Here is a 21,528-nt window from a genome sequence, read left to right as displayed (position 1 = left end):
TGCGGAGGAGGCTCGGGGTGAGACGAAAAGTCCGCGCTTCCAAGGAGATGAACCGCGATGGACACCTTCACCACCCTCGCATTCGACGGGCCCGGCCCGTGGATCCTTTTCCTTCCGCTGATCTGGGCGGCGGTCGTCATCGGTGTCGTCACCGTGCTGCGCCGTACCGTCTGGCGCGGTCGCCGCGGGGCGGTCACCCATGGTGAGCGGTCGCCGATCGCGATCCTCGGGCGGCGTTTCGCCGCCGGGGAGATCGACGAGGACGAGTACTGGCGGCGGCTGTCCGTACTGGACGAGCAGTTCGGCCGGTCCCTCAAGGACGGGGCTCCGTGACCGCGCCGATGCCGGCCGCCAGCCGGTCCAGGGTCGTGCGCATCCCGGCGCGGTTGACCGCGATGCGCCGGTCCGAGCCGGTTCCGGCGAACACCGTGCCGAGCAGCACGGTCAGGCGGGAGCCGCGCCCGGTACGCAGGTCCTGCCAGGTCTCCGTGACGCGCGTGCGCTCGCCCTCCGGCTCGAACCGGTAGCCCCAGCGCGCGATCGGCAGACCGAGGATGCCGATGTCGAAGGTGAACTCACCGGAGCCGTCCGGCGCCTGCTCCGGTGCCCTCAGGGACTTGATCCGGCCCGTCGTGAACCAGACGAACGATCCTCTCCGGTTGAGCCCGACGAACCGACTGCCGGGGCGGGCCGGCGGCCGGGGCACCCACACACGGCGGCATTCCGGGCTCCAACGCCCCATGTTCCGCAGGTCGGACACCATCCGGTGGACCTCCGCCGGAGCGGCGTCCACCACGATGTGCTCCTCCAGACTCCACGCTCGCTCGCTCATGGTTCCCCTCCCTGTGATCGTCCCCGCTCCACGCCGGGAGTGTAGGCAACGAGAAGGGACTCGGCGACGGAGGTGCGGGCGTAGAGAACGGAGCGGCCGGCCCGGTGGGCGGTGACCAGGCCGGCCTCGCGCAGGGCGGTGAGGTACTGGGACACACCGGGGGCGGAGAGCCCCGTACGCCGGGCCAGTTCGGTGGTGGAGGCCGGGGTTTCCAGCTCGGTGAGCAGCCGGGTCCGGGAGCGGCCGAGTACGGCGGCCAGGGCCTCGGCCCGGGCGCCGGACCGCGGCTCCCACAGCGAGCCGGTGCCGCGCGCGGGGTAGGCGAGCTGCGGCGGCTCCGGGGGTGTCACGCGGGTGAACGGGACGGGCCAGGCGAAGACCGAGGGGATCAGCAGCAGCCCGGAGCCCGCTGTCCCGCGGGACAGGGGGCGGTGCCGGTGGGCGAGCCGGAGCGCGCTGTCGCCCCAGCTCACCGAGGGGTGGAGGTCGTTGAAGAGACGACCCGCGCCGTGCTCGGCGGCCTGCCGGGCCCGGTGGAAGACGTCGGCGTCGAGTACGGCGCGGATCCTTGCCCAGTAGGGGGCCAGGGCCAACTCCCAGTAGGTCTCGATCTCTTCGGTGACCCTGACCAGGCGTGCCTGCGGCTCGGCGTACAGGGTGCGTGCGCGCGGTCCCAGCCCTCCCTGCTCCTGCCCCAGACGGTCGAGGTCCTGGCGGATCCGGGCGGCGGGCGTGGCGCGGATGCCGGCCAGTTCCTCGGCCAGGGAGGGAGCCGGCCCGGCGGGCGCCGGGTTGAGGAAATCGGGTACGTACCCCGAGGGCGGGATCAGCTCGGCGAGCCAGCCCCGGTCGAGGCCGGCCGCCGTCAGCCGTGGCCGCACCTGCTCGACCCAGGGCCGGTGCACGAGGGGCGTGGAGCCGGAGGCCAGTAGCCGGTAGCTGGGCCCGACCTCCCACATCGGGGCGACGGCGAAACGCATCTGCGCCAGGTCGGTCACGGAAAACGCCAGCTCCGCCAGCACAGCCACCCCGAGGATTCAGTCATGCCTTAATCAATGGCCTGGCAGCCTATCCGGTGGGGATCATCCGGGCATGACCTCACAGACGATGTCCGCGGCAGCGGCGGGCACTTGGAACCTCGGCGACCTGAAGATCAACCGGATCGGCTTCGGCACGATGCGCCTGCCCCAGACCGGTGCGGCGTTCGCGGACGACGCCGTACCGAGGGACCGCGACCGGGCGATCGGCGTACTGCGCCGGGCGATCGAGCTCGGGGTGAACCACATCGACACCGCGGCCTTCTACTTCTCGCCGCTGCGCTCCGCCAACGAACTGGTCAACGCGGCGCTCCGCCCCTACCCTGAGGACCTCGTGATCACCACGAAGGTCGGACCGGGCCGCGACCCGTCCGGGGTGTGGAGCCACGCCACCCCCGGGCAACTGCGCGGCCAGGTCGAGGAGAACCTGCGCCAGCTCGGCCGGGACCACCTCGACGTGGTGAACCTGCGCATCGTCGGAACCGATTCCATCGCCGAGCGGTTCGGCGCGCTGGCCGAGCTCCGCGAAGCCGGACTCATCCGCCACCTGGGCATCTCCAACGTCACCCCCGAGCACCTCGCCGAGGCCCGCGCCATCGCACCGGTGGTCTGCGTGCAGAACATGTACGGAATCGGGGTGCGGCCCGAGCAGGACGCCTTCGTGCGCGCCTGCGGCGAGCAGGGAGTCGCGTTCGTGCCCTTCTACTCCATCGCCGGCGCCCGGCGGGAGGGCGGCGCGGACGGTGCCGAGAGCGCGGAGGTGCGTGCCGTCGCCCGGGAGCACGGGGCGAGCCCGGCGCAGGTACGGCTGGCGTGGACGCTCCAGCGGGGGCCGCACGTGCTGGCCATTCCCGGCACGGGCGATCCGGAGCACCTGGAGGCGAACGTGGCCGCCGGCGCCCTGCGCCTGTCCGAGAAGGACCTGGCCGTCCTGGAGGGCCTGCACCACGGCTGACCGGCCCGGTCGGCCCCCGGCCCCGGGCACTCGCGCGCAGGCGGTCAGGCGGTCAGGCGGTCAGGGAAGGTCCTCGGTCGGCAGATCGGCCTCGTACACGTGGGGGGTGTCCCCTTCCCAGTCCACCAGCAGCTCGGTGCCACCGAGGACCACGTCGTCGGGGTCCGGCATGCCGGCTCTGCGCAGGAACTCGATGACGTCCTCGTCGGATCGGGCGAGGCCCAGCGACTCCTCTCCGTTCGAGGTCCGCAGGGTCACCTGCCGGCCTCCCGAGGGGAAGATCCGGTGCACGACGACGGGTGCATGATGCATACCCCCAGCCTCGCCCCCTCGGACCGGCCCGGCACCCCGGGCGACGCCGGTCGGGCCCGTTCGGCGCGTCGCGCCCCCGGGCCTCAGGGCGTACGGGCGGCCTTGGCGGGGCGGTCGGCCCGCTTGGGGATGCGGAACGAGGCGGGGTCGGGGTAGGTCGCCTTCTCCGCCCGCACGACGTCCTCGATCGCCGCCTTGAAGGCGGGCTCGAAGTAGTCGACGGCCAGCAGCAGCCGCAGTCCCTCCAGGGTCGGATCGAGCAGCGGGCGGGCCATCCGGGCGCCGCCGCCCGCGATGCCCGGGAACCCGGCCCGGGCGGTCTCGGGTCTCTCTCCCGCGCGCTCCTGGAGGCCTGCGGCCGCGTAGCCGGCGACGGTCGCCAGTTCGGCGAGGTACTTGCGGGCTCCGAGGGCCATCTCCTCGGCTCCCTGGAGGGTCTGGACCGAGCCGCCTGCCACCTTGAAGTCGTCGCTGATCCTCTTGAGGCCGCGCGCCTCGTACACGGCGCGCGCCTCCTCGAAGAGCCGCCCCGCCTCGTCGACCGCCTTCATCGCCGTCACCAGCTGGTCGATGTCGATCTCGCGCTTCACGTTGCCTCCTGGTCCCGAACTGTGCTGCACCGACCGTAGGAGGCAAAGCCACCGGGGCGGAACACCCTTGCGGAGGTCGGATCCGGGAGTCCTGTGCCCGCCCCGGGACCCCTCTCCCGGGCATGGCGCCAACTGGCCATGCACCCTTGCGACTTGGAGCTGGGCTCCCAACAATGCGCATGACAACCGGAGGACCTCCGGTCGCATGTCATTCAGAGGGGAACCCCCACATGAAGAAACCTCTCGTCGGCGCGTTACTCTCCCTGCTCCTGCTGGGAGCGGCGGCCACCCCCGCCGTGGCCGCGCCCACCGCGCCCTCCGCACCCACGGCGACCGCTCCCGGCGCCACCGCCGTCGCGGTCACCTACGCGGGCACCGTGGCACTCAGCAACTGTTCCGGCTCCGTCGTCCGCGCGCCCGCGTCCCAGCCCGGCGACCTCGCGCTCGTCCTGTCGAACGGGCACTGCCTGGAGTCGGGCTTCCCGGCAGCCGGAGAGGTCATCGCGGACCGCCCGTCCACCCGCTCGTTCTCCCTGCTCAATGCCGCGGGATCGAAGGTCGGGACGCTCCGCGCCAGCAGGATCGCGTACGCGACGATGACCGACACCGACATCTCGATCTACCGGCTGACGCGGACCTACGCGCAGATCCAGAGCCAGTACGGCATCACCGCGCTCACCCTGGGCGACGTCCGCCCGGCCCAGGGCTCGGCGATCAAGGTGGTCTCCGGCTACTGGAAGCGCACCTACAGCTGCTCCGTGGACGGCTTCGCCTACCGCCTCAAGGAGGGCGACTGGACCTGGAAGGACTCGGTCCGCTACACCTCGGCCTGCAACACCATCGGCGGCACCTCCGGTTCGCCGGTGATCGACACGACGACCGGCAAGGTCGTCGCCGTCAACAACACGGGCAACGAGGACGGCGGCCGCTGCACGGTGAACAACCCGTGCGAGGTCGACCAGAACGGCAACGTGACGGTCCGCCAGGGCATCAACTACGCGCAGCAGACGTACATCGTCGTCCCGTGCATAGCCCCCGGCAACACGATCGATCTGAACCGCCCCGGCTGCACGCTGCCCAAGCCGTAACCCCGAGAGGCGTCCCCGCCCGACCCGAAACGCCCCACGGCCGGGCCTCGGGCGGGGATACTCGGACGCGTGGAACTGCACATCGATCACCGCTGGCTGCTGGAGCGGCAGGAGGCACTGTTCAAGGACGTGGCGGTGGCCGACCACTCCGCCCTGGTCGCCGCCGTGGCCCGGCACCGGGTGAACACGCCGAGCCTGGAAGTGGACGACCCGGACGCCTACTGGCGCGCGGCCGCGCTGCTCGACGCCATCGTACTGCTCCGGCCGCTGCCCGACTCGAACGAGTACTTCGCCTACGGGGTGGCCGTCGCGTACATCGAGGCCTCGGGCGAGGCCGTGGACGCCACCTACGAGCAGTGGCGCGACCTGATCACCGACATCCGCACGCTGCGTGCCACCGTCTTCGAGGTGGCGGCCCGGCTGCGCTCCTGGCAGCCCACGCAGAGCGCCCGCTAGCGAGCCCCCGCTCCCGTACCGAGGACTCCCGACCCGAGGACGGGGTCGCTGCTCCCGGTCAGCGCCTGCGCTGGGCGGGGGTGCCGACGAGCAGGGCGTCGGACACGAGGCGCGCACCGCGGGCCAGCCGGCCCAGCTGCTCCAGCTCCACCGCGTACATCCGGATGGAGTTCTCGATGACCGACTCGGCGATGCCCATCATGGGCAACTCGGCGCGGCTGGTCTGGAGGGCCGCCCGCACCGCGCGCATCTCGTGCTGCAGCTGGAGCTGGACGTGCCGGGCCAGGAGTGCGTGGTGACGGGTGAGCGTCAGGTAGCCGCCGTAGCGGGCCGGGAGCAGGTCCCGCAGCCAGCGGGTGGCCGTGCGCTCCCAGTCGTGCGTCCCTGGCGCCTTGACCTGCATGGGCCAGTCGGGGCTGAGGGTAAACGTGGCCGTCTGAGGCATTCTCGTCACTTCCGAGTGGGTGTCGAACTCTGATCGAGACGTTCTGAGGGGCGGCCTCGGCCCAGGGGTTGACCGAGGCCGCCATGGGCGCTCTGCGGGATCCAAAGCCTGGACCCGACGCGCGGTCGCGACGTGAGGAGGTTCGTCGTGCCGCGCGTGTGTTCGGGAGGACTGGGGGTCCCCCTTGGCATCTGGTGGATCCGGAGCGCCGTCGCCAGTAAACATATATACCGTCGAGTAGGCAAGCGTATGAAAAATTTCATGCACTTCGAGGGCTGAATATCGCCTGGTGAACCAGATCGGAAGGGGCTAAAGGAAGAAGCCGTGCTGATCGGCCACGTGCTCGTAGCCCTCCAGACGTGCCTGGGTCCGCTCCGGATCCGCATCGGCCATGGCCTGCAGCAGGGCCGCGGACAGCATCCCGGGCGCCGCGTACGAATCGAAAACCAGCCGGGACCCCGTCCCCGCCGTCAGCGCCACGTCCGCCTCGTCCACCAGCGGCCCCAGGGTGGGGTCCGTGATCAGCACCACGCGCAGCCCCGTACTGCGGGCGGCACGGATGGCGGCCAGCGTCTCCTTCGCGTGCCGCGGCATGGCGAAGGCCAGCACCCAGGTCCCGCCGGCCGCCCGGGACTGGAGCAGCGCGTCGAAGGCGACGCTGCCGCCGCGCGTCACCAGGCGTACGTCGGGGTGGATGCGCCGGGCCGCGTACGCGAAGTACTCCGCGAGGGAGACCGAGATGCGCAGGCCCAGAACGGTCAGCGGCACCGAGGCCGCCAGCTCGCGGCCGATGTTCAGCACCTGGTCGGTGTCGGCGAGCAGCCTGCGGACGTTCTCCAGGTTCTCGATCTCGGCGTCGACGGCTTCCTGCAGCTCATTGCGGCGGATCTGCTCGCGGGTGTCCGGGGCGCCGGCGACCGCGCTGAGCGCGATCGGCTGCAGCACGTCGCGCAGGGCGGGGTAGCCGCTGAAGCCGAGGGACGCGGCGAAGCGGGTCACGGAGGGCTGGCTCACGCCCACCCGCTCGGCGAGCTCGGTGATCGAGAGGAACGCCGCCTCGGTGAGGTGGTCGATCAGGTACTGGGCGATGCGGCGCTGGCCGGGGGAAAGCCGGCGGCCGTCGAAGAGCGCGAGGAGCCGGTCGGCCGGGGGGCGAACCTCCTCGGACGACTGACCCCCTGGTGTGATCGCAGCCGCTTGTGCGCGTGCCTGCTGCCCCGATGACACTCGAGGGCCTCCCTAACTCATGTCACTCGCGCTCAAACATAGCTCACCCCTTGTGGCCGATGATGATCAGTCCTGGGCGCGGGAGGTGACCGGTGCGTCGGTGCGGTCGCCGAGGAACTCGTACCAGCGGCGCTGCAGGCACAGGTAGCGGGTGTCGGCCTCGGCGAGGTCGAGGAAGGAGCCGATCGTCGTGGTGAGTCGCTCGCCGAGGCCCGGGTCGGTGAGGGCGCCGTCGCCCGTGAATGCCTGGTGCGCGCCCGCCAGGCTGAACATGTCGGGGTAGACGCGCGCGCCGAGGTGCTCCAGCGGGATGCGCAGGGCCCACAGTCCGCGGTTGCCGCCGACCATCGAGGGCGAGGCCGAGACCAGCAGCGTCTGCTTGTCCTTGAAGGGCTGCGGACGGTAGCGGGAGACCCAGTCGATGGCGTTCTTCAGGACTCCGGGGACGGAGGCGTTGTACTCGGGCGAGGCGATGATCAGCGCCTGCGCGGCCGCGATCCGCTCGCACAGGGCGAGTGCCCCCGGCGGCAGTCCCTCGTCGGCCTCCGCGTCACCGTCGTACGGCGGCATCGGGAAGTCGCCGAGCGTGGCGGCCTCGGCGGTGGCGCCGGCCCGGGTCACCAGTGCCGCGACCAGGGAGCCGAGGCGGGTGTTGACGGACCCGGTGCGCAAGGATCCGGACAGGACGAGGACGTGCAGGGACTCGCGGGCTGCGGCGCCGTCGTGCGGACGGGCCGGATCCGCCGGGAAGTGGTCGCGGTCGGTCGGGTTCATTCCGTCTCCTCCTGCTCTCTGCTCCACTCGGCAAGGCTTCGCTCGGTGGGCCACCGCCCGGCCGGCTCCGGACCGGCGGCACGCATCCGCCGCAGCCGGGCTTCCGGACCGGCCACGCGCGGCGGGACCCGCACACTCCGGTGTGCGGGTCCCGTCCGGGCCGCGGGTCACTTCGCGTCGGGGTTCTCCCAGCGGTAGAACTCGTGGGCCATGGCGTCCTTCGGACTGCGCCACGTGTCCGGGTTGTGCGGACTGATGTAGGCGGTCAGCCGGTCGCTGAGGTCCCGGAACTCGGGGTGCTCGGTGACCTTCGCGATGGCCGGGCCGGGCGGCCGGTCCGACTCGATCAGGTGCAGGTAGACGTCGCCGAACTGGAACAGGCTGCGGCGCGTGACCCCTACCAGGTGCGGGAGTTCACCCGCGTCGGAGCCCGCGAAGAGGTCGGCGATGTCCGGTGCCGATCCCGGTGCCATCCGGGCGACGATGAGGGCGCGGTGCGGCTGGTTCATCCCGGTGCCTGCCTTTCGTCTCAGACTCGGCTGACGGCGGGGGCGTGGCCCTCGCGCTGGCGCTTCTCGATCTTGTCCCGGATGAGCGCCATCTGGATCGGCGAGTTGCGGTTGATGTTGTCGGTCATCCACGCGTCGTCCACCGGGGCGTCGGGCTTCATCGCGAAGTCCTGGGTCCACTTCATCCGGGTGCCGCCCGGCACCTTGAAGTACTGCCAGTGGATGTCCATGTGCGCGAACGGGCCGGTCTCCACCCGCCGGGCACGGACGGTGAGGCCCTTGCGGTCGACGGTCCGCTCCGAGACCCAGCTCCACACCTTGCCGTTCTCGTCGGGGTGCATGGTCAGGCGGAAGCGGGTGGTGTCGCCCTTCTCCTCGAGGATCTCCAGGGAGGCGTACTCGCTGAACAGGTGCGGCCAGCTCGGGAGGTCGTTGGTCATCTCCCATACGACGTCCACGGGCGCGTTGACGGTGATCTCGTTCTCGGTGTGTCCAGGCATCTCAGGCTCCGGTCATCAGACTGTGGTTGACGAGGTCGAGGAATTCCCCGGGGGTCTTGCAGCGGTCGGCGTGGGTGGGCAGGGCCCGCCCGCGCCGGTTCTCCAGTTCGCCGACGATCCCGAGCAGGCCCAGCGAATCGAGGCCGTACTCGTCGAAGGCGGAATGCGGACGACTCGCCAGCTCGGTGGGGTCGACGGTGATACCGGCCTTCTTCATCAGGGCGGCCAGTTCCTCCAGGGTCAGCCGGTCGGACATCCCTGTTCTCCCTTCTTGCTACGCGCCCTTGCGGACGACGAGCGCGGCGTTCGACCCCATCCGGCCCCGGCTCAGCACCAGCGCGGTGCGCAGCTCCGCGGCGCGGGCGCTGCCCGTCACCACGTCGAGGTCGTGGCACACGTCGTAGACGTTCGGGGTCGGCGGGACGACGCCGTGCTCCAGGGCCAGGACCGCGGCCGCCGTGTCCAGCGCGGGAGCCGCGCAGTAGGCCCTGCCGGTACCGGACTTGGGCGCCGTGACCGGCACCTTCCGCCCGTACGCGCCGAGGGCGTCGGCGATGGCCGCCGCCTCGGCGGCATCGGCCTCCGGGGTCCCGATGGCGTCGGCGAAGACGACGTCGATCTCCTCGGGAGCGCAGTCGGCCTCCCGGAGGGCGCCCCGGATGGCGTGGGCCAGCCCCTCGCCGGACACGTCCCGTCGCCGGGTGCCGGTGAAGGTCGCTGCGTGGCCGGCCAGGACGGCCCGTACGGTGGCGCCGCGGCGGCGGGCCTCGTCCTCGTCCTCGACGACGAACATCGCGCCGCCCTCGGCGGGGACGAACCCGCAGGCCTTGTCGGTGAACGGCCGGTAGGCCCGCTCCGGGTCCTCCCCGGTGCTCAGCCCCTCGTACTCCAGCTGGCAGACGATGGAGTACGGCGCCAGCGGTGCCTCCGTCGCCCCGACGAGCATGGCCCGGCTGCCCTGGCGGATCGCCCGGGCGGCGTGCGCGAAGGCGTCCAGTCCGCCCGCCTCGTCGCTGGCCACGACCCCGCACGGGCCCTTCAGCCCGCGCCGGATGGAGATCTGGCCGGTGCTCGCGGCGTAGAACCAGGCGATCGACTGGTACGGGCCCACGAAGCGCGGCCCCTGCTCCCAGAGGTGCTGCAGCTCGCGCTGCCCGAACTCACCGCCGCCGGATCCGGCGGCGGTGACGACGCCCACGGAGAAGGGGTCGCCCTCGTAGTCGGCCCGGCCGAGCCGGGCGTCCTCCAGGGCGAGGTCCGCCGCGGCGAGGGCGTGGTGGGTGAAGCGGTCGGTCTGGACGAGGAAGCGGTCCTCGACCATGGCGCCGGGGTCGAAGCCCCGGACCTCGCCCGCGACGCGCAGCGGCAGGTGCTCGCAGCCCGCCCTGGTGACCCGGTCCAGCACGCTGAGACCGGACTGGGTCGCCTTCCAGAAGGCGTCGGCGCCCACGCCGTTCGGCGCGACGACCCCGATGCCCGTGATGACCGTACGGCTGGTCACGAGACCATCTCCTTCGGCCGGGTCATGACCACGGCGGACTGGAAGCCACCGAATCCGCTGCCCACCGACAGGACGCTGCTCAGCTTCCGGGCGCGGGCGACGCGGGGTACGTAGTCCAGGTCGCACTCGGGGTCGGGCGTCTCGTAGTTCGCCGTCGGCGGTACCACCTGATGGGTCATGGCGAGTACGCAGGCCGCGAGTTCGATCGCGCCGATCGCGCCGAGGGAGTGCCCCACCATGGATTTGATGGAGGTCATCGGCGTCTTGTAGGCGTGGTCGCCCAGGACCCGCTTGACCGCCGCGGTCTCGTGGCGGTCGTTCTGCTTGGTGCCGGAGCCGTGCGCGTTGACGTAGTCGATCTCGTCGGCGGCGACGCCGGCCTGGGCGAGGGCGGTTTCGATGGCCCGGGCCATCTCCAGGCCCTCGGCGGTCAGCCCGGTCATGTGGTGGGCGTTGCCGAAGGTGGCGTAGCCGCCGATCTCGCAGTAGACGGTCGCACCGCGGGCGCGGGCGTGTTCCAGCTCTTCGAGTACGAGGACGGCGCCGCCCTCGCCGAGGACGAACCCGTCCCGGTCGGCGTCGAACGGCCGGGAGGCGTGGGCCGGGTCGTCGTTGTTCGGCGAGGTCGCCTTGATGGCGTCGAAGCAGGCCACCGTGATCGGCGATATGGGTGAGTCGGACGCGCCGGCGATGCACACGTCCATCCGGCCCTCCGCGATGGAGTGGACGGCGTACCCGATGGCGTCGAGTCCCGACGTGCAGCCGGTGGAGACCGTCTGCACCGGGCCCCGCGCACCGGTCTGCTCCGCGACGGCGGAGGCGAGGGTGGCGGGGGTGAACGCCCGGTGCAGGAACGGGCCGGCCCGCTTGTGGTCCACGTCCCACCAGGAGCCGGACTGGCTCACGGCGACGTAGTCGTGCTCCAGACGGGTGGTGCCGCCGACGGCGGTGCCGAGGGAGACTCCGGTCCGCCAGGCCTCGTCCGTGGTGAGGTCGAGTCCCGCGTCCTTCACCGCCTCCCGGGCGGCGACCAGGGCGAACTGGATGTAGCGGTCCGCCCGGTCCGCCTCGCCCGGTTCGAGGCCGTGCGCGGCCGGGTCGAAGTCGACCTCGGCGGCTATCCGGGAGCGGAACCCGGTCGGGTCGAAGAGGGTGATGCCACGCGTCGCCGTACGGCCGTTGGAGAGCAGGTCCCAGAAGTCACGGACCCCGATCCCGCCGGGTGCGACGACACCGACTCCGGTGACGGCCACCCGCCGGGGGGTCACGAGACCGCTCCCGTGCGGTCCGGGGGCTGCTCCCACGCGGTGCCCTCCGGGTGCGGAGCCTGTTCGGTGTCCACGTGCCCGAGCTCGGGCCGCGGGGCCAGCGGCCCGAGGTGGAAGACCATGCGGGCCTCGGTGTCTCCGACGTTGCGGAACCGGTGGCGCACGTTCAGCGGGACCAGCAGGCCCTGGTCGGTGCGCAGCGGGTGGGCCTCGCCGTCGAGGTCGACCTCCAGGCGGCCGCTGACCACGTACACGAACTCCTCGGAGTACGGGTGGTAGTGCTCGGCGATCGACTCCCCGGGGGCCATGATCGCCAGGCCCATGAACCCACTGGTGGAACCCACGGAGGTCGGGGTGAGCACCGCCCGCAGGTCACCGCCGCGGCGGCGGTTGGGGGGCGTCTCGGTGAGGTCCACGATGCGTGGGGGCTGTTTGGTCATGGCGGGTTCCTCCTGCGTGTGGGGAGAGCCTGGCTGCGGATGAGGTGGATGGGGGGCGGGTGGCACTGGGGGCCGGGCGGCCGGACCGGGGAGGTTCAGGACTCCGCGGCTGCCCGCCGGTCGGTGATCAGCTTCATCGTGTGGTCCGCCGGGCGGGCCCGCTTGCCGGCCCGGACCGTCAGGCGTTCGAGCACCGCCGCCTTGCGCGGTCCCGAGATACCGAAGGTGGTCTCGGGCTCGGCGTCGAGCGGGCCGCGGACGTCGATGAGGCGGACGACGATGTCGTCGCGCTGGAAGATGCTGCTGCTCCGAACGGGGCTGGCCGGGTGGCGCGCGGCCGCCTCGTCCTGCCGGGCCAGGAACTTGGCCAGTGCCGCGCCGCAGCCGGGCTTGGCCGGGTAGAAGAGCGCGTGCCGCTGCACCTCGGCAGTCTCGGGCTCGGGGGCGGCGATGTGGTGGACCGCCGGGAGTGCGGCGCGCATGAAGAACATGCGGGCGGACTCCGGATCGTTGAGGTTCCGGTCCTTCTCGAGGTAGGGGTTGATGGCCTCCTCCACAGCACGAACCTCGGGCTGCTCGGAGACGTGCCGCAGGGCGGCCATCAGGTCGCCCTGGACCTCCACCGTCCGCACGACCCGGTTGCCGTGCATGAACAGCGAGGTGCGGCAGAGCCGGGTGTGGTCGTCGACCCGGGCGGCCGGGGAGGCGTAGCTGGAAAGGATGGCCGCGACGTCCTTCTCGCTGCCCGGCTTGACGGTGAAGGTGAGGGCGTGGCGCACGATGCCCGCACCCAGCCGGGGGGTGTCCTGCAGCCGGGCCGAGGCCGGGCGGGCCGCCTGGTCGTAGCCGCGGCCGGTCTCCCGCAGGACGGTGAACTTGAGCGGCCGCATGGCGCGGGCGCACGCGCCGAGCGGCTTCACCTGCTCGGCATGGTGCTCGCTGTTGACCCATGCGAGGTACTGCGGGGCGCTTTCCCACTCGCTGGTGATGAGCCATTGGGAGGGATTCTCGAAGGACTGGCACAGCTGATCGCTGATGTGGCCCGGAACCGACGCGATGTCGTGGCGGAGCTGTTCGTACGCCTCGAAGAACTGCTGCTGGGTCCCCTCGTGGAGATCCATCAGCAGGACGACCCGGAGCATGGAGCCGTCGAAGGCTGACTGCGACACCCGTTCGGACAGGGTGGTTGTCATCTACTCACTCCTTCATGAGGGGGTGGAGATCCATCGCGTACGGACCCCTCGTCCGTCACCGGTGGCGTCCGCCCGGGCCGGCGGCCGCCTGGATGGGGAACGGCAGGCCGGCGCGTCTCAGGGGGAGCCGCTGTCGCTCATCGTCGTCCGGGTGGGGACGTACCGCTACATGTCAGGATCAAGCGGGTGACAACCGACGAATCAACTGGGCCTTATCCCGGATCGGGGGCATAAAGACTCCACTCCCCCACACAGAAAACAGGAGCCCGCAGCTGATGGAAGACAACGCCGATGTTCGCGTACCGGTTCTCGTCGTGGGCGGCTCCCTCGTGGGCCTGTCCACCTCGCTTTTCCTGAGCCGCCACGGAGTGAGGCACCTGCTGGTCGAGAAGCACTCCGGTACCTCCGCGCACCCGCGGGGCCGCGGCATCAACGCCCGGACGATGGAGCTTTTCCGCACGGCAGGGGCGGAGCGCGCGATCCGCCGGGCGGCGTCCGTACTGGAGGGAACCCAGGGCATTCTGCAGGCGCGGTCGCTGACCGACGGCGACCACAACTGGCTGATCAAGTCGATCGATCCGGCCGGGGCGCTGGCCCGCTTCAGTCCGACCGGCTGGTGCCTGTGCAGCCAGAACAACATCGAGCCGGTACTGGCCGAACAGAGCCGCGAGCTGGGCGCCGACGTCCGCTTCGCCACCGAGCTGATGAGCTTCGACCAGGACGCCACGGGGGTGAACGCCGTGGTCAAGGACCGGGAGACGGGCGAGCACATCACCGTGCGCGCCGACTTCCTGATCGCCGCCGACGGCCCGCGCTCTCCCGTCCGGGAGCAGCTGAGGATCCCCCAGACGGGCAACGGCGAGCTGTTCCACAACGTGAGCGTCACCTTCCGCTCGGAGAAGCTCGTCGAGGTCCTGGGTGACCTGCGGTTCATCGTCTGCTACCTGATGCGCCCCGGTGCGGACGGGGCGCTGCTGCCGGTGGACAACAAGACCCACTGGGTCTTCCACGCGCCGTGGCACCCGGAGCAGGGCGAGACCCTGGAGGACTTCACCGACGAGCGGTGCGTGGACCAGATCCGCGACGCGATCGGCGTACCCGACCTGGACGTGGAGATCGGTGGCAAGGCCCCCTGGCACGCGGCCGAACGGGTGGCACTGCGCTATTCGTCCGGACGGGTGTTCCTGGCCGGCGACGCGGCCCACGAGATGTCCCCCACCGGGGCGTTCGGCTCCAACACGGGCATCCAGGACGCGCACAACCTGGCGTGGAAGATCGCCGCGGTACTGGACGGCTCGGCCGGCATCGAACTGCTCGACACCTACGAGGCCGAGCGGCTGCCGGTGGCCAAAGCCACCAGTGAGCGGGCGTCCGCCCGTTCGGCGGAGCACAGCCACCCGGGGTACGCGCCGCCGCCCACCATGGGCGGCGGGCCGGGCAGCGGGGTCCTCACCACGGCCATGGGCTACTGCTACCCGTCGGGCGCGCTCGTCGGCGGGGATCCCGGACGGCCCGTCATCCCGGAGAACCTCCGGCTGGTCGGCGACACCGGGACCCGGGCCCCGCACATGTGGGTGGTCAGGGCGGGTGAGCGGATCTCCACCCTGGACCTCTACGAGCGCTCGTTCGTGCTGCTCAGCGGTGCGGGCACGCCGTGGAAGGCGGCCGCGAAGCAGGTGGCCGAGCAGCTGCCGGTGCGGCTGGAGGCCTACACGATCGGCGCCGGACCGGATGTGGACCTCGTCCAGGACGGACGCTCCGACTGGACGGAGGCCCACGCGATGAGCGCCCAGGGCGCCGTGCTCGTACGCCCGGACGGGTTCGTGGCCTGGCGTTCCGAGGGCGCGGTGGCCGACGCTCCGGCGACGCTGCGCGAGGTCCTCTCTACGGTGCTGCGCCGGGCGTGACCACCTCGCTCCCGCTTTCGCCGGCCGTGCGTGCGGCCGGCGGAAGGGGTTCAGCGGCAGGCCCAGCAACCTGCCCAGCAGCCGGCGGCTGCCAGTGCCGTACGCCGGCGGCCGCGCCCGGCCCCGTCGGCCGTTTCCCGGCCGGCGGGACTCCGCCCGGCGTAACACGCGACGACGACCGCGATCGCGGCCAGTTCCTCGGGGGCGGCGACGCCCCGCTCCACACGCAGCAGGCTCGCTATCGGGACATCCTTCGACATCGGCACGGCCTCTCTCACGGGGGCTGCGCGTGCGCCCGGTCGCGTCGCGAGGGGCGGACCGGCTCGGCACCGACGCGGGCGGCACACGGGTGGCTCGGCGCGCTGACGGGACGTGTTCCGCGGACGCGAACCGGCCGGTGGACTCCGGTCGGATCACCGGGAGTCCTGTCGCGACCGACGCTACAAGAGCGTGCCGCGGGCGGCACGCCGGACCGGCCGTGATGACCGGTCACCGGCCGCTGCTGTGCCGGGGCTGCGCCGGAAACCTGTACGCCGTCTGCACCATGGACCACGCGGGCAAGAACAAGGTCGGGCAGTGGGAGGTCGACCACGAGATGCCCGTACCGTGCCCGCTGGCCGGTCTGCTGCCGCTCACCGGGACGGCGGCCTCGGTGCACGACCTGCCCGGAGCGGAAGAGGTGATCGGTCCGCCGCCGTGAGGTACGGCGGATTGGTCCGGACGGGTGAGCGCCGTGCCGCTGCGGCCGCCGGCGGGTGGGGGGGACCGACCGGCGGGTGGGGACCGACCTGCGGGTGCGGGCGGCGGCCACGCACCGACGGGCACCTACCGGCGGGCGGCGCGGTACGGGCCCCGGTCGGCGGCATCACCGTCGACCAGGGCTCCTCGCGTTCACTGGTTGAACTCCCCCGCCCTGCAAGTGCTTTGCCGGTTCAATCTCTTGACGGCCCGTGAGCGCGCGGAGGACAGTGTCCAGCGGCGCCGTTCTGAGAGCGCTCTCAAGACGGCCGACCCGCTGACCCTTCCCCCCGCACCGCGCCTCGGCGCGCTTCAGAGAGGGCACGCATGCACGAGATATCCGGCAGGAAGCGACCGACGGTCCGGCGGGCCGTCGCAGCCGCGCTCAGCACGATCGCCGTGGTCGCCACAGCGGCCGCGGCCGTCGCCGTCGCCCTGCCCGCGAGCGCCGCGGCTCCCGCCCCGCCCACCGGCTGGTCCCGGGTGTTCCTGGACGACTTCGACGGGCCCGCGGGCTCCGGGGTGAACACCGCCGACTGGCAGTACACCACCGGCACTTCCTACCCCGGCGGACCCGCCAACTTCGGCACCGGCGAGATCGAGACGATGACCGCCGCCCCCTCCAACGTCTCCCTCGACGGCGCGGGCAACCTGCGCATCACCCCGCGCCGGGACGCCGCCGGCAACTGGACCTCGGGCCGCGTCGAGACGCGGCGGGCCGACTTCGAGCCCCCGGCGGGCGGCAAGCTCCGCTCGGAGGCCCGTATCCAGATGCCGAACGTGACGGGCCCCGCCGCCAAGGGCTACTGGCCGGCGTTCTGGATGCTCGGCGCCCCCTACCGGGGCAACTGGTGGAACTGGCCGGGCATCGGCGAGATCGACATCATGGAGAACGTCCAGGGCCTCAACAACGTCTGGGCGACCCTGCATTGCGGCACGACCCCGGGCGGCCCCTGCAACGAGACCTCCGGAATCGGCGGTCAGCGCGTCTGCCCCGGGGCTACCTGCCAGGCGGGCTTCCACACGTACGCCGTCGAGTGGGACCGGTCGACGGCGGTCGAGGAGATGCGCTTCTACGTCGACGAGTTCAACTTCCATACGGTGCGCGCCAATCAGGTGGACGCGACGACCTGGACCAACGCCACGAACCACGGCTACTTCATCATCCTGAACGTCGCCATGGGCGGCGGCTTCCCGGACGCCTTCGGCGGCGGCCCCGACGCGGGCACCCAGCCGGGGCACGCCATGGTCGTCGACTACGTGTCCGTCCTGCGCTCCACCGGCGGCAGTACCCCGCCCACCACTCCGCCCACGACGCCGCCGACCACCCCGCCCGGGCACCGCGACGCTTACACCGCGATCCAGGCCGAGTCGTACGACGGCCAGTCGGGCGTGTCCAGGGAGACCACCGCGGACAGCGGCGGCGGCCAGAACCTCGCGGCGATCGGCAATGGCGACTGGGCGCTGTTCCGGGGGGTCGACTTCGGTTCCGCCCCGGCCCGGCAGTTCCACGGGCGCGTGGCCAGTGGCGCGGCCGGCGGGGTGAGCGGGCTGGTCGAGGTACGGCTCGACAACCCGGCCTCGGCGCCGATCGGCAGCTTCTCGGTCGCGTCCACCGGTGGCTGGCAGAGCTGGCGCACGGTGCCGGCCAACATCACCGCGGTCACGGGCGTGCATGACGTGTACCTGACCTTCACGAGTGGCCAGCCCGCCGACTTCGTGAACGTCAACTGGTTCGACTTCGGTCACTGACCGCCCCCTCCCGGGCCCGGCGTCGTCCACGCACCCGTCCGCGTGGACGACGCCGCGCGTCCGGTGGACGGCCCGGGCGGGGCGGGACAGGCTGGGGACCGACCGCAGCGGGAGGCCGCAGCAGGAAGCCGCAGCAGGAGGACACGCGATGCCCGACGAAGAACCCCGCGCCGAGCTGGACGCGCGCTACAGCGACGAGCAGGCGACGGCCGTGCCGTGGCGGGACGCCGTCAGCCGGCTGGCCACGGCGGAGCTGTACTGGCTGACGACCGTTCGCCCCGACGCGCGGCCGCACGTCACCCCGCTCATCGGCGTCTGGGCGGACGGCGCGCTGCACTTCTGCACCGGGCCCGAGGAACGCAAGGCCAAGAACCTCCGCGGTAACGCGCACGTGGTCCTCACCACCGGCACCAACACCCTGCACGAGGGGTTCGACCTGGTCGTCGAGGGCAGGGCGGACCGGGTCAGGGATCCCGAACGGCTGCGCCGGCTCGCTGCCGCCTGGGAGGCGAAGTACGGCTCCGAGTGGCATTTCGACGTCGGCGACGGTGTGTTCGTGAACCCCGACGCGGGCGAGGCGGTGGTCTTCGCGGTGCGCCCGAGCACGGCCTTCGGCTTCGGCAAGGGCGGGTACAGCCAGACGCGCTGGCTCTTCTCCTGACCGCCGCCTCCGCGACCGCGACCACGGCCGCGACCACGGCCGCCCCGGCCACCCCGGTCGCCACGGGGCAGCCCGCCCCGCGGGAACCGCGACGTCGGTGGGGTTAGGCTCGGAGCAGATCGCGAAGGGGATGGTGCGCATGTGTCGGTGGCTCGCCTACTCGGGTTCGCCCATGCTCCTCGACACCGTGCTGTACCGCCCGGAGCACTCGCTGATCAACCAGAGCCTCCGCTCGCGGATGGGCGCGGAACCGACCAATGGCGACGGGTTCGGCATCGGCTGGTACAGCGCGGACGGAGACGGCACACCGGCGGTCTTCCGGGACGTCGGCCCGGCGTGGAACAGCCGTAACCTGCAGGAACTCGCCGCGCACGTCCGCTCGCCGCTGTTCTTCGCACATGTCCGCGCCTCGACGGGTTCGGCGATCCAGCAGTCCAACTGCCACCCGTTCCGCCACGGCCGCTGGCTGTGGATGCACAACGGGGCGATCGCGGAGTTCCACCGGCTGCAGCGCGACCTCTGCATGGCCGTCGATCCGGCGCTCTTCCCGTGCATCGAGGGGTCCACGGACTCCGAGGTGATGTTCTACCTGGCGGTCACCTTCGGCCTCGACCAGGACGTCCCCGGTGCGGTGGCCAGGATGGCGGGCCTGGTGGAGCGCCTCGGCAAGGAGCACGGCGTGCCGGAGCCGCTCCAGATGACGGTGGCGGTGAGCGACGGCGAGCGCGTCTGGGCCTTCCGCTACTCCAGCCAGGGAAAGTCCCGGACGCTGTACTACAGCAGCAGGGCCGAGACCGTCCGCCACCTCCATCCCGAGCTGCCCTATCTCAGGGAGGTCTCGGACGAGACCCGTCTCGTGGTCTCCGAGCCGCTCGGGGACCTGCCCGGCGTGTGGAACGAGCTCCCCGAGAGCAGCTACGCCGTGATCCCCTCCGGTCCCGACGCCGACTACCTGCCCTTCCTCCCCGAGCTCTGACCCGTGCGGGCCGAAGGGGGAGCCGAAGGCAGGGCCCGACCCGGCTCCGGCTTGGCGGGCGAAGGGACGGGTATCCGCCGTACGGAGACATGCCGGGCGTCACCCTCCGTATCCGTCCCGGCACGGTCGAGCAGAACCGCACCCGCAGCGGCACACGGAAGGCAGGTCCTGGCGTGAGTTATGTGCAGCGTGGCGCCGCCTACGCACGCGACAGCCGGTACATCACCACTCGGATCACCGCCGATGGACGTGACGGCTTCGTCGTCGAACCGGGCCGCTACCGGCTGGTGGTCAGCCGGGCGTGCCCCTGGGCCGGCCGCGCGGTGATCGTACGGCGGCTCCTCGGACTGGAGAAGGCGCTGCCGATGGCCGTGGCGGGCCCGACGCACGACGGGCGGAGCTGGCGGTTCGACCTCGATCCCGGCGGCCGCGACCCCGTGCTCGGCATCGAGCGGCTCCAGGAGGCCTACCTGGCCCGCGATCCCGGCTACGACCGGGGCATCACGGTTCCGGCGATCGTCGACGTGCCGACGGGCAAGGTGGTGACCAACGACTTCGCGCAGATCACGATCGACATGTCCCTGGAGTGGGCGGCGTACCACCGCGAGGGCGCCCCGGCGCTCTACCCGCCCGCGCTGCGGGCGGAGATCGACGCCGTGAACGAGGCCGTTTACGAAGAGGTGAACAACGGCGTCTACCGCGCCGGTTTCGCCGGGACCCAGGAGGCCTACTCCTCGGCGTACGGGCGGCTGTTCGCCCATCTCGACCGGCTCACCGAGCGGCTCTCGGCCTCCCGGTACCTGGTCGGCGACACCATTACCGAGGCGGACGTACGGCTGTTCACCACTCTTGTGCGCTTCGACGCCGTGTATCACGGCCACTTCAAGTGCAACCGGCAGAAGCTGGCGGAGATGCCGGTGCTGTGGGCCTACGCGCGCGACCTGTTCCAGACCCCCGGGTTCGGCGACACCGTGGACTTCGATCACATCAAGCGGCACTACTACCTGGTCCACGAGGACATCAACCCGAGCGGCATCGTGCCCTGCGGACCGGACCTGTCGGGCTGGCTCGATCCGCACGGCCGGGCGGCGCTGGGCGGACGTCCCTTCGGTGACGGCACACCACCCGGACCGGTCGCTCCCGAGGAAGCCGTCCCGTCGGGTTCGAGCCCGCTCTCGCCCTGACCCCACCCCCAGGGGCGATCACCGGTTACGCTGCTGTCCGGCGTGGGGCGGCACCGTGCGACCGCCCGTCCGTGGACCCGTGGAGGAGCATCCGTGACCGAGCCGCGTCCCGACAGCCGTCCCACCCTGGAGGCCGTCGCGGCGCACGCCGGGGTCTCCCGGGCCACCGCGTCCCGTGTGGTCAACGGCGGTGACGGGGTCCGTACGCACCTGGCGGACCGGGTGCGTACGGCGATCCGCGAGCTGGGCTACATCCCCAACCACGCGGCGCGCACCCTGGTCACCCGGCGCACCGGGGCCGTTGCGGTGATCATTCCTGAGCCGGAGATCCGGATCTTCTCGGACCCGTTCTTCTCGCGTCAGGTCCGCGGCATCGCGAAGGAGCTGACCGCGCACGACACCCAGCTGGTCCTGCTGCTGGTGGAGGACCGCGGGGACTACGACCGGATCGAGCGCTACCTGGCGGGCGGCCACGTCGACGGAGCCCTCGCCTTCTCCCTGCACGCCGACGATCCGCTGCCCGCCATCATCCGCCGCATCGGCATGTCCACGGTCTTCGGCGGCCGCCCCGGCTGGACCATCGGGCCCGCGGAGCACGACGGCGTGACCTACGTGGACGCCGACAACCGCGGGGGCGCGCGGGAGGCCGTGCGCCACCTGCTGGCGCAGGGCCGGCGGCGGATCGCGCACATCGCCGGGCCGCTCGACCAGACCTCGGCGGCCGACCGGCTGAGCGGCTACCGGGACGCACTCGCGGCGGGCCGCCCCGAGCTGTTCGCCGAAGGGGACTTCACCCCGGCGGGCGGGGCCCGTGCGATGGCGGAACTACTGGACCGGGACCCCGGGATCGACGCCGTCTTCGCCGGGAACGACCTGATGGCGACCGGCGCGCTGCGCGTGCTGCGGGAGAGCGGCCGCACGGTTCCCGGGGACGTGGCGCTGGTGGGCTTCGACGACGCCGAAGCGGTGGCGGAGAGCGCCGACCCGCCGCTGACGACCGTACGTCAGGACATCGAGGGCATGGGCCGGCTGATGGCACGGCTGCTGATGGACACCCTGAACGTCGGTCCGGACGAGCGGACCGCGCCCCGTCCGGTGATCACCGCCACGGAACTGGTGCGGCGCGCGTCGGCCTGACGTGCCGCAGGGGCCCGCGCGGCGGCGAGCCCCTGCGGGTGGGCAG

Annotated in this window: 26 protein-coding genes; 11 read left to right on the top strand and 15 right to left on the bottom strand. The window is 72.0% G+C overall.

Annotated features, from left to right (window positions below):
• The first annotated feature begins 57 nt into the window (after positions 1-57).
• Positions 58-333 (top strand): SHOCT domain-containing protein, encoded by a 276-nt coding sequence (locus IE257_RS10570; RefSeq protein ID WP_189967080.1) that lies wholly within the window; start codon positions 58-60, stop codon positions 331-333.
• Here the strand turns inward: IE257_RS10570 and IE257_RS10565 are convergent.
• Both IE257_RS10565 and IE257_RS10560 read right to left on the bottom strand, forming a co-directional pair.
• A complete protein-coding gene (locus IE257_RS10565; protein WP_189967078.1) occupies positions 314-832 on the bottom strand; it encodes an SRPBCC family protein in 519 nt (172 codons plus the stop codon). The two genes, IE257_RS10570 and IE257_RS10565, sit on opposite strands and share 20 nt — an antisense overlap.
• On the bottom strand, positions 829-1,854 hold the full coding sequence (locus tag IE257_RS10560; protein ID WP_229920272.1) for an ArsR/SmtB family transcription factor: 1,026 nt from the start codon (positions 1,852-1,854) through the stop codon (positions 829-831). Before IE257_RS10560 ends, IE257_RS10565 begins: the two co-directional genes overlap by 4 nt.
• Positions 1,855-1,924: 70 nt before the next feature.
• Here IE257_RS10560 and IE257_RS10555 point away from each other — a divergent pair, with 70 nt between their 5' ends.
• Positions 1,925-2,824: an oxidoreductase gene (locus IE257_RS10555; protein WP_189967075.1), complete on the top strand. Its 900-nt coding sequence runs from the start codon at positions 1,925-1,927 to the stop codon at positions 2,822-2,824.
• A gap of 60 nt (positions 2,825-2,884) precedes the next feature.
• Here IE257_RS10555 and IE257_RS10550 read toward each other — a convergent pair whose 3' ends face one another.
• Entirely contained in the window at positions 2,885-3,136 is a 252-nt protein-coding gene (locus IE257_RS10550; protein ID WP_189967073.1) for a hypothetical protein, read from the bottom strand.
• 83 nt (positions 3,137-3,219) lie between these two features.
• On the bottom strand, positions 3,220-3,726 hold the full coding sequence (locus tag IE257_RS10545) for a hypothetical protein (protein ID WP_189967071.1): 507 nt from the start codon (positions 3,724-3,726) through the stop codon (positions 3,220-3,222).
• Positions 3,727-3,956: 230 nt separating this feature from the next.
• On the opposite strand from IE257_RS10545, the gene IE257_RS10540 reads away from it, so the two are divergent.
• Complete coding sequence (locus IE257_RS10540; protein WP_189967069.1) at positions 3,957-4,814, top strand: S1 family peptidase; 858 nt, start codon at positions 3,957-3,959, stop codon at positions 4,812-4,814.
• Between the two features lie 69 nt (positions 4,815-4,883).
• Positions 4,884-5,270, top strand: a complete 387-nt coding sequence (locus IE257_RS10535) for a toxin Doc (protein ID WP_189967068.1) — start codon at positions 4,884-4,886, stop codon at positions 5,268-5,270.
• Positions 5,271-5,328: 58 nt separating this feature from the next.
• Here IE257_RS10535 and IE257_RS10530 read toward each other — a convergent pair whose 3' ends face one another.
• The 10 genes from IE257_RS10530 to IE257_RS10485 form a co-directional block, all read right to left on the bottom strand.
• On the bottom strand, positions 5,329-5,715 hold the full coding sequence (locus IE257_RS10530; protein ID WP_030384556.1) for a hypothetical protein: 387 nt from the start codon (positions 5,713-5,715) through the stop codon (positions 5,329-5,331).
• Positions 5,716-6,024: 309 nt separating this feature from the next.
• Positions 6,025-6,942 carry a MurR/RpiR family transcriptional regulator gene (locus IE257_RS10525; protein WP_189967066.1) on the bottom strand — a complete coding sequence of 306 codons (918 nt, stop codon included), beginning with the start codon at positions 6,940-6,942 and terminating at the stop codon, positions 6,025-6,027.
• A gap of 66 nt (positions 6,943-7,008) precedes the next feature.
• A complete protein-coding gene (locus IE257_RS10520) occupies positions 7,009-7,641 on the bottom strand; it encodes an NADPH-dependent FMN reductase (protein WP_229920271.1) in 633 nt (210 codons plus the stop codon).
• A gap of 242 nt (positions 7,642-7,883) precedes the next feature.
• Complete coding sequence (locus IE257_RS10515; protein ID WP_189967062.1) at positions 7,884-8,225, bottom strand: TcmI family type II polyketide cyclase; 342 nt, start codon at positions 8,223-8,225, stop codon at positions 7,884-7,886.
• A gap of 20 nt (positions 8,226-8,245) precedes the next feature.
• Positions 8,246-8,725 carry an SRPBCC family protein gene (locus tag IE257_RS10510; protein ID WP_189967060.1) on the bottom strand — a complete coding sequence of 160 codons (480 nt, stop codon included), beginning with the start codon at positions 8,723-8,725 and terminating at the stop codon, positions 8,246-8,248.
• A 1-nt stretch (position 8,726) separates the two neighbouring features.
• Entirely contained in the window at positions 8,727-8,981 is a 255-nt protein-coding gene (locus IE257_RS10505; protein ID WP_030725715.1) for an acyl carrier protein, read from the bottom strand.
• Positions 8,982-8,999: 18 nt separating this feature from the next.
• Positions 9,000-10,226, bottom strand: coding sequence for a beta-ketoacyl synthase N-terminal-like domain-containing protein (locus IE257_RS10500; protein ID WP_189967058.1), 1,227 nt, complete (start codon positions 10,224-10,226; stop codon positions 9,000-9,002).
• Positions 10,223-11,494, bottom strand: a complete 1,272-nt coding sequence (locus IE257_RS10495; RefSeq protein ID WP_189967056.1) for a beta-ketoacyl-[acyl-carrier-protein] synthase family protein — start codon at positions 11,492-11,494, stop codon at positions 10,223-10,225. The genes IE257_RS10500 and IE257_RS10495 overlap by 4 nt, the downstream gene beginning before the upstream one ends.
• On the bottom strand, positions 11,491-11,934 hold the full coding sequence (locus IE257_RS10490) for a cupin domain-containing protein (RefSeq protein ID WP_189967054.1): 444 nt from the start codon (positions 11,932-11,934) through the stop codon (positions 11,491-11,493). The genes IE257_RS10495 and IE257_RS10490 overlap by 4 nt, the downstream gene beginning before the upstream one ends.
• A gap of 95 nt (positions 11,935-12,029) precedes the next feature.
• On the bottom strand, positions 12,030-13,127 hold the full coding sequence (locus IE257_RS10485) for a SchA/CurD-like domain-containing protein (RefSeq protein ID WP_189967052.1): 1,098 nt from the start codon (positions 13,125-13,127) through the stop codon (positions 12,030-12,032).
• A gap of 275 nt (positions 13,128-13,402) precedes the next feature.
• Between IE257_RS10485 and IE257_RS10480 the strand changes: the two genes are divergently transcribed.
• A complete protein-coding gene (locus IE257_RS10480) occupies positions 13,403-15,034 on the top strand; it encodes an FAD-dependent oxidoreductase (protein WP_189967049.1) in 1,632 nt (543 codons plus the stop codon).
• A 50-nt stretch (positions 15,035-15,084) separates the two neighbouring features.
• Here IE257_RS10480 and IE257_RS10475 read toward each other — a convergent pair whose 3' ends face one another.
• Positions 15,085-15,294: an acyl-CoA carboxylase epsilon subunit gene (locus IE257_RS10475; RefSeq protein WP_189967048.1), complete on the bottom strand. Its 210-nt coding sequence runs from the start codon at positions 15,292-15,294 to the stop codon at positions 15,085-15,087.
• A 221-nt stretch (positions 15,295-15,515) separates the two neighbouring features.
• On the opposite strand from IE257_RS10475, the gene IE257_RS10470 reads away from it, so the two are divergent.
• The 6 genes from IE257_RS10470 to IE257_RS10445 all read left to right on the top strand — a co-directional run bounded on the left by IE257_RS10470 (position 15,516) and on the right by IE257_RS10445 (position 21,482).
• On the top strand, positions 15,516-15,734 hold the full coding sequence (locus tag IE257_RS10470) for a hypothetical protein (protein ID WP_189967045.1): 219 nt from the start codon (positions 15,516-15,518) through the stop codon (positions 15,732-15,734).
• Positions 15,735-16,099: 365 nt separating this feature from the next.
• Positions 16,100-17,524, top strand: a complete 1,425-nt coding sequence (locus IE257_RS10465) for a glycoside hydrolase family 16 protein (protein WP_189967043.1) — start codon at positions 16,100-16,102, stop codon at positions 17,522-17,524.
• A gap of 148 nt (positions 17,525-17,672) precedes the next feature.
• Positions 17,673-18,185 (top strand): pyridoxamine 5'-phosphate oxidase family protein, encoded by a 513-nt coding sequence (locus tag IE257_RS10460; protein WP_189967041.1) that lies wholly within the window; start codon positions 17,673-17,675, stop codon positions 18,183-18,185.
• 139 nt (positions 18,186-18,324) lie between these two features.
• Positions 18,325-19,161, top strand: coding sequence for a class II glutamine amidotransferase (locus IE257_RS10455; protein ID WP_189967039.1), 837 nt, complete (start codon positions 18,325-18,327; stop codon positions 19,159-19,161).
• A 173-nt stretch (positions 19,162-19,334) separates the two neighbouring features.
• Positions 19,335-20,345, top strand: a complete 1,011-nt coding sequence (locus tag IE257_RS10450; protein WP_229920245.1) for a glutathione S-transferase family protein — start codon at positions 19,335-19,337, stop codon at positions 20,343-20,345.
• Between the two features lie 93 nt (positions 20,346-20,438).
• The gene (locus IE257_RS10445; RefSeq protein WP_189967035.1) at positions 20,439-21,482 is read left to right on the top strand and encodes a LacI family DNA-binding transcriptional regulator; all 1,044 of its coding nucleotides are present in this window, start codon (positions 20,439-20,441) and stop codon (positions 21,480-21,482) included.
• Positions 21,483-21,528: the final 46 nt, after the last annotated feature.

The organism is Streptomyces avidinii, from assembly GCF_014650695.1.
Classification (GTDB): Bacteria; Actinomycetota; Actinomycetes; order Streptomycetales; family Streptomycetaceae; genus Streptomyces; species Streptomyces avidinii.
This window is presented reverse-complemented; position numbering and strand designations above follow the sequence as displayed.

Coding starts and splice junctions, on each gene's coding strand:
- IE257_RS10515 (WP_189967062.1), bottom strand. CDS start 8,225: ATGAACCAGCCGCACCGCGCCCTCATCGTCGCCCGGATGGCACCGGGA.
- IE257_RS10455 (WP_189967039.1), top strand. CDS start 18,325: ATGTGTCGGTGGCTCGCCTACTCGGGTTCGCCCATGCTCCTCGACACC.
- IE257_RS10555 (WP_189967075.1), top strand. CDS start 1,925: ATGACCTCACAGACGATGTCCGCGGCAGCGGCGGGCACTTGGAACCTC.
- IE257_RS10565 (WP_189967078.1), bottom strand. CDS start 832: ATGAGCGAGCGAGCGTGGAGTCTGGAGGAGCACATCGTGGTGGACGCC.
- IE257_RS10475 (WP_189967048.1), bottom strand. CDS start 15,294: ATGTCGAAGGATGTCCCGATAGCGAGCCTGCTGCGTGTGGAGCGGGGC.
- IE257_RS10490 (WP_189967054.1), bottom strand. CDS start 11,934: ATGACCAAACAGCCCCCACGCATCGTGGACCTCACCGAGACGCCCCCC.
- IE257_RS10460 (WP_189967041.1), top strand. CDS start 17,673: ATGCCCGACGAAGAACCCCGCGCCGAGCTGGACGCGCGCTACAGCGAC.
- IE257_RS10530 (WP_030384556.1), bottom strand. CDS start 5,715: ATGCCTCAGACGGCCACGTTTACCCTCAGCCCCGACTGGCCCATGCAG.
- IE257_RS10570 (WP_189967080.1), top strand. CDS start 58: ATGGACACCTTCACCACCCTCGCATTCGACGGGCCCGGCCCGTGGATC.
- IE257_RS10540 (WP_189967069.1), top strand. CDS start 3,957: ATGAAGAAACCTCTCGTCGGCGCGTTACTCTCCCTGCTCCTGCTGGGA.
- IE257_RS10485 (WP_189967052.1), bottom strand. CDS start 13,127: ATGACAACCACCCTGTCCGAACGGGTGTCGCAGTCAGCCTTCGACGGC.
- IE257_RS10480 (WP_189967049.1), top strand. CDS start 13,403: ATGGAAGACAACGCCGATGTTCGCGTACCGGTTCTCGTCGTGGGCGGC.
- IE257_RS10505 (WP_030725715.1), bottom strand. CDS start 8,981: ATGTCCGACCGGCTGACCCTGGAGGAACTGGCCGCCCTGATGAAGAAG.
- IE257_RS10550 (WP_189967073.1), bottom strand. CDS start 3,136: ATGCATCATGCACCCGTCGTCGTGCACCGGATCTTCCCCTCGGGAGGC.
- IE257_RS10470 (WP_189967045.1), top strand. CDS start 15,516: ATGACCGGTCACCGGCCGCTGCTGTGCCGGGGCTGCGCCGGAAACCTG.
- IE257_RS10465 (WP_189967043.1), top strand. CDS start 16,100: ATGCACGAGATATCCGGCAGGAAGCGACCGACGGTCCGGCGGGCCGTC.
- IE257_RS10510 (WP_189967060.1), bottom strand. CDS start 8,725: ATGCCTGGACACACCGAGAACGAGATCACCGTCAACGCGCCCGTGGAC.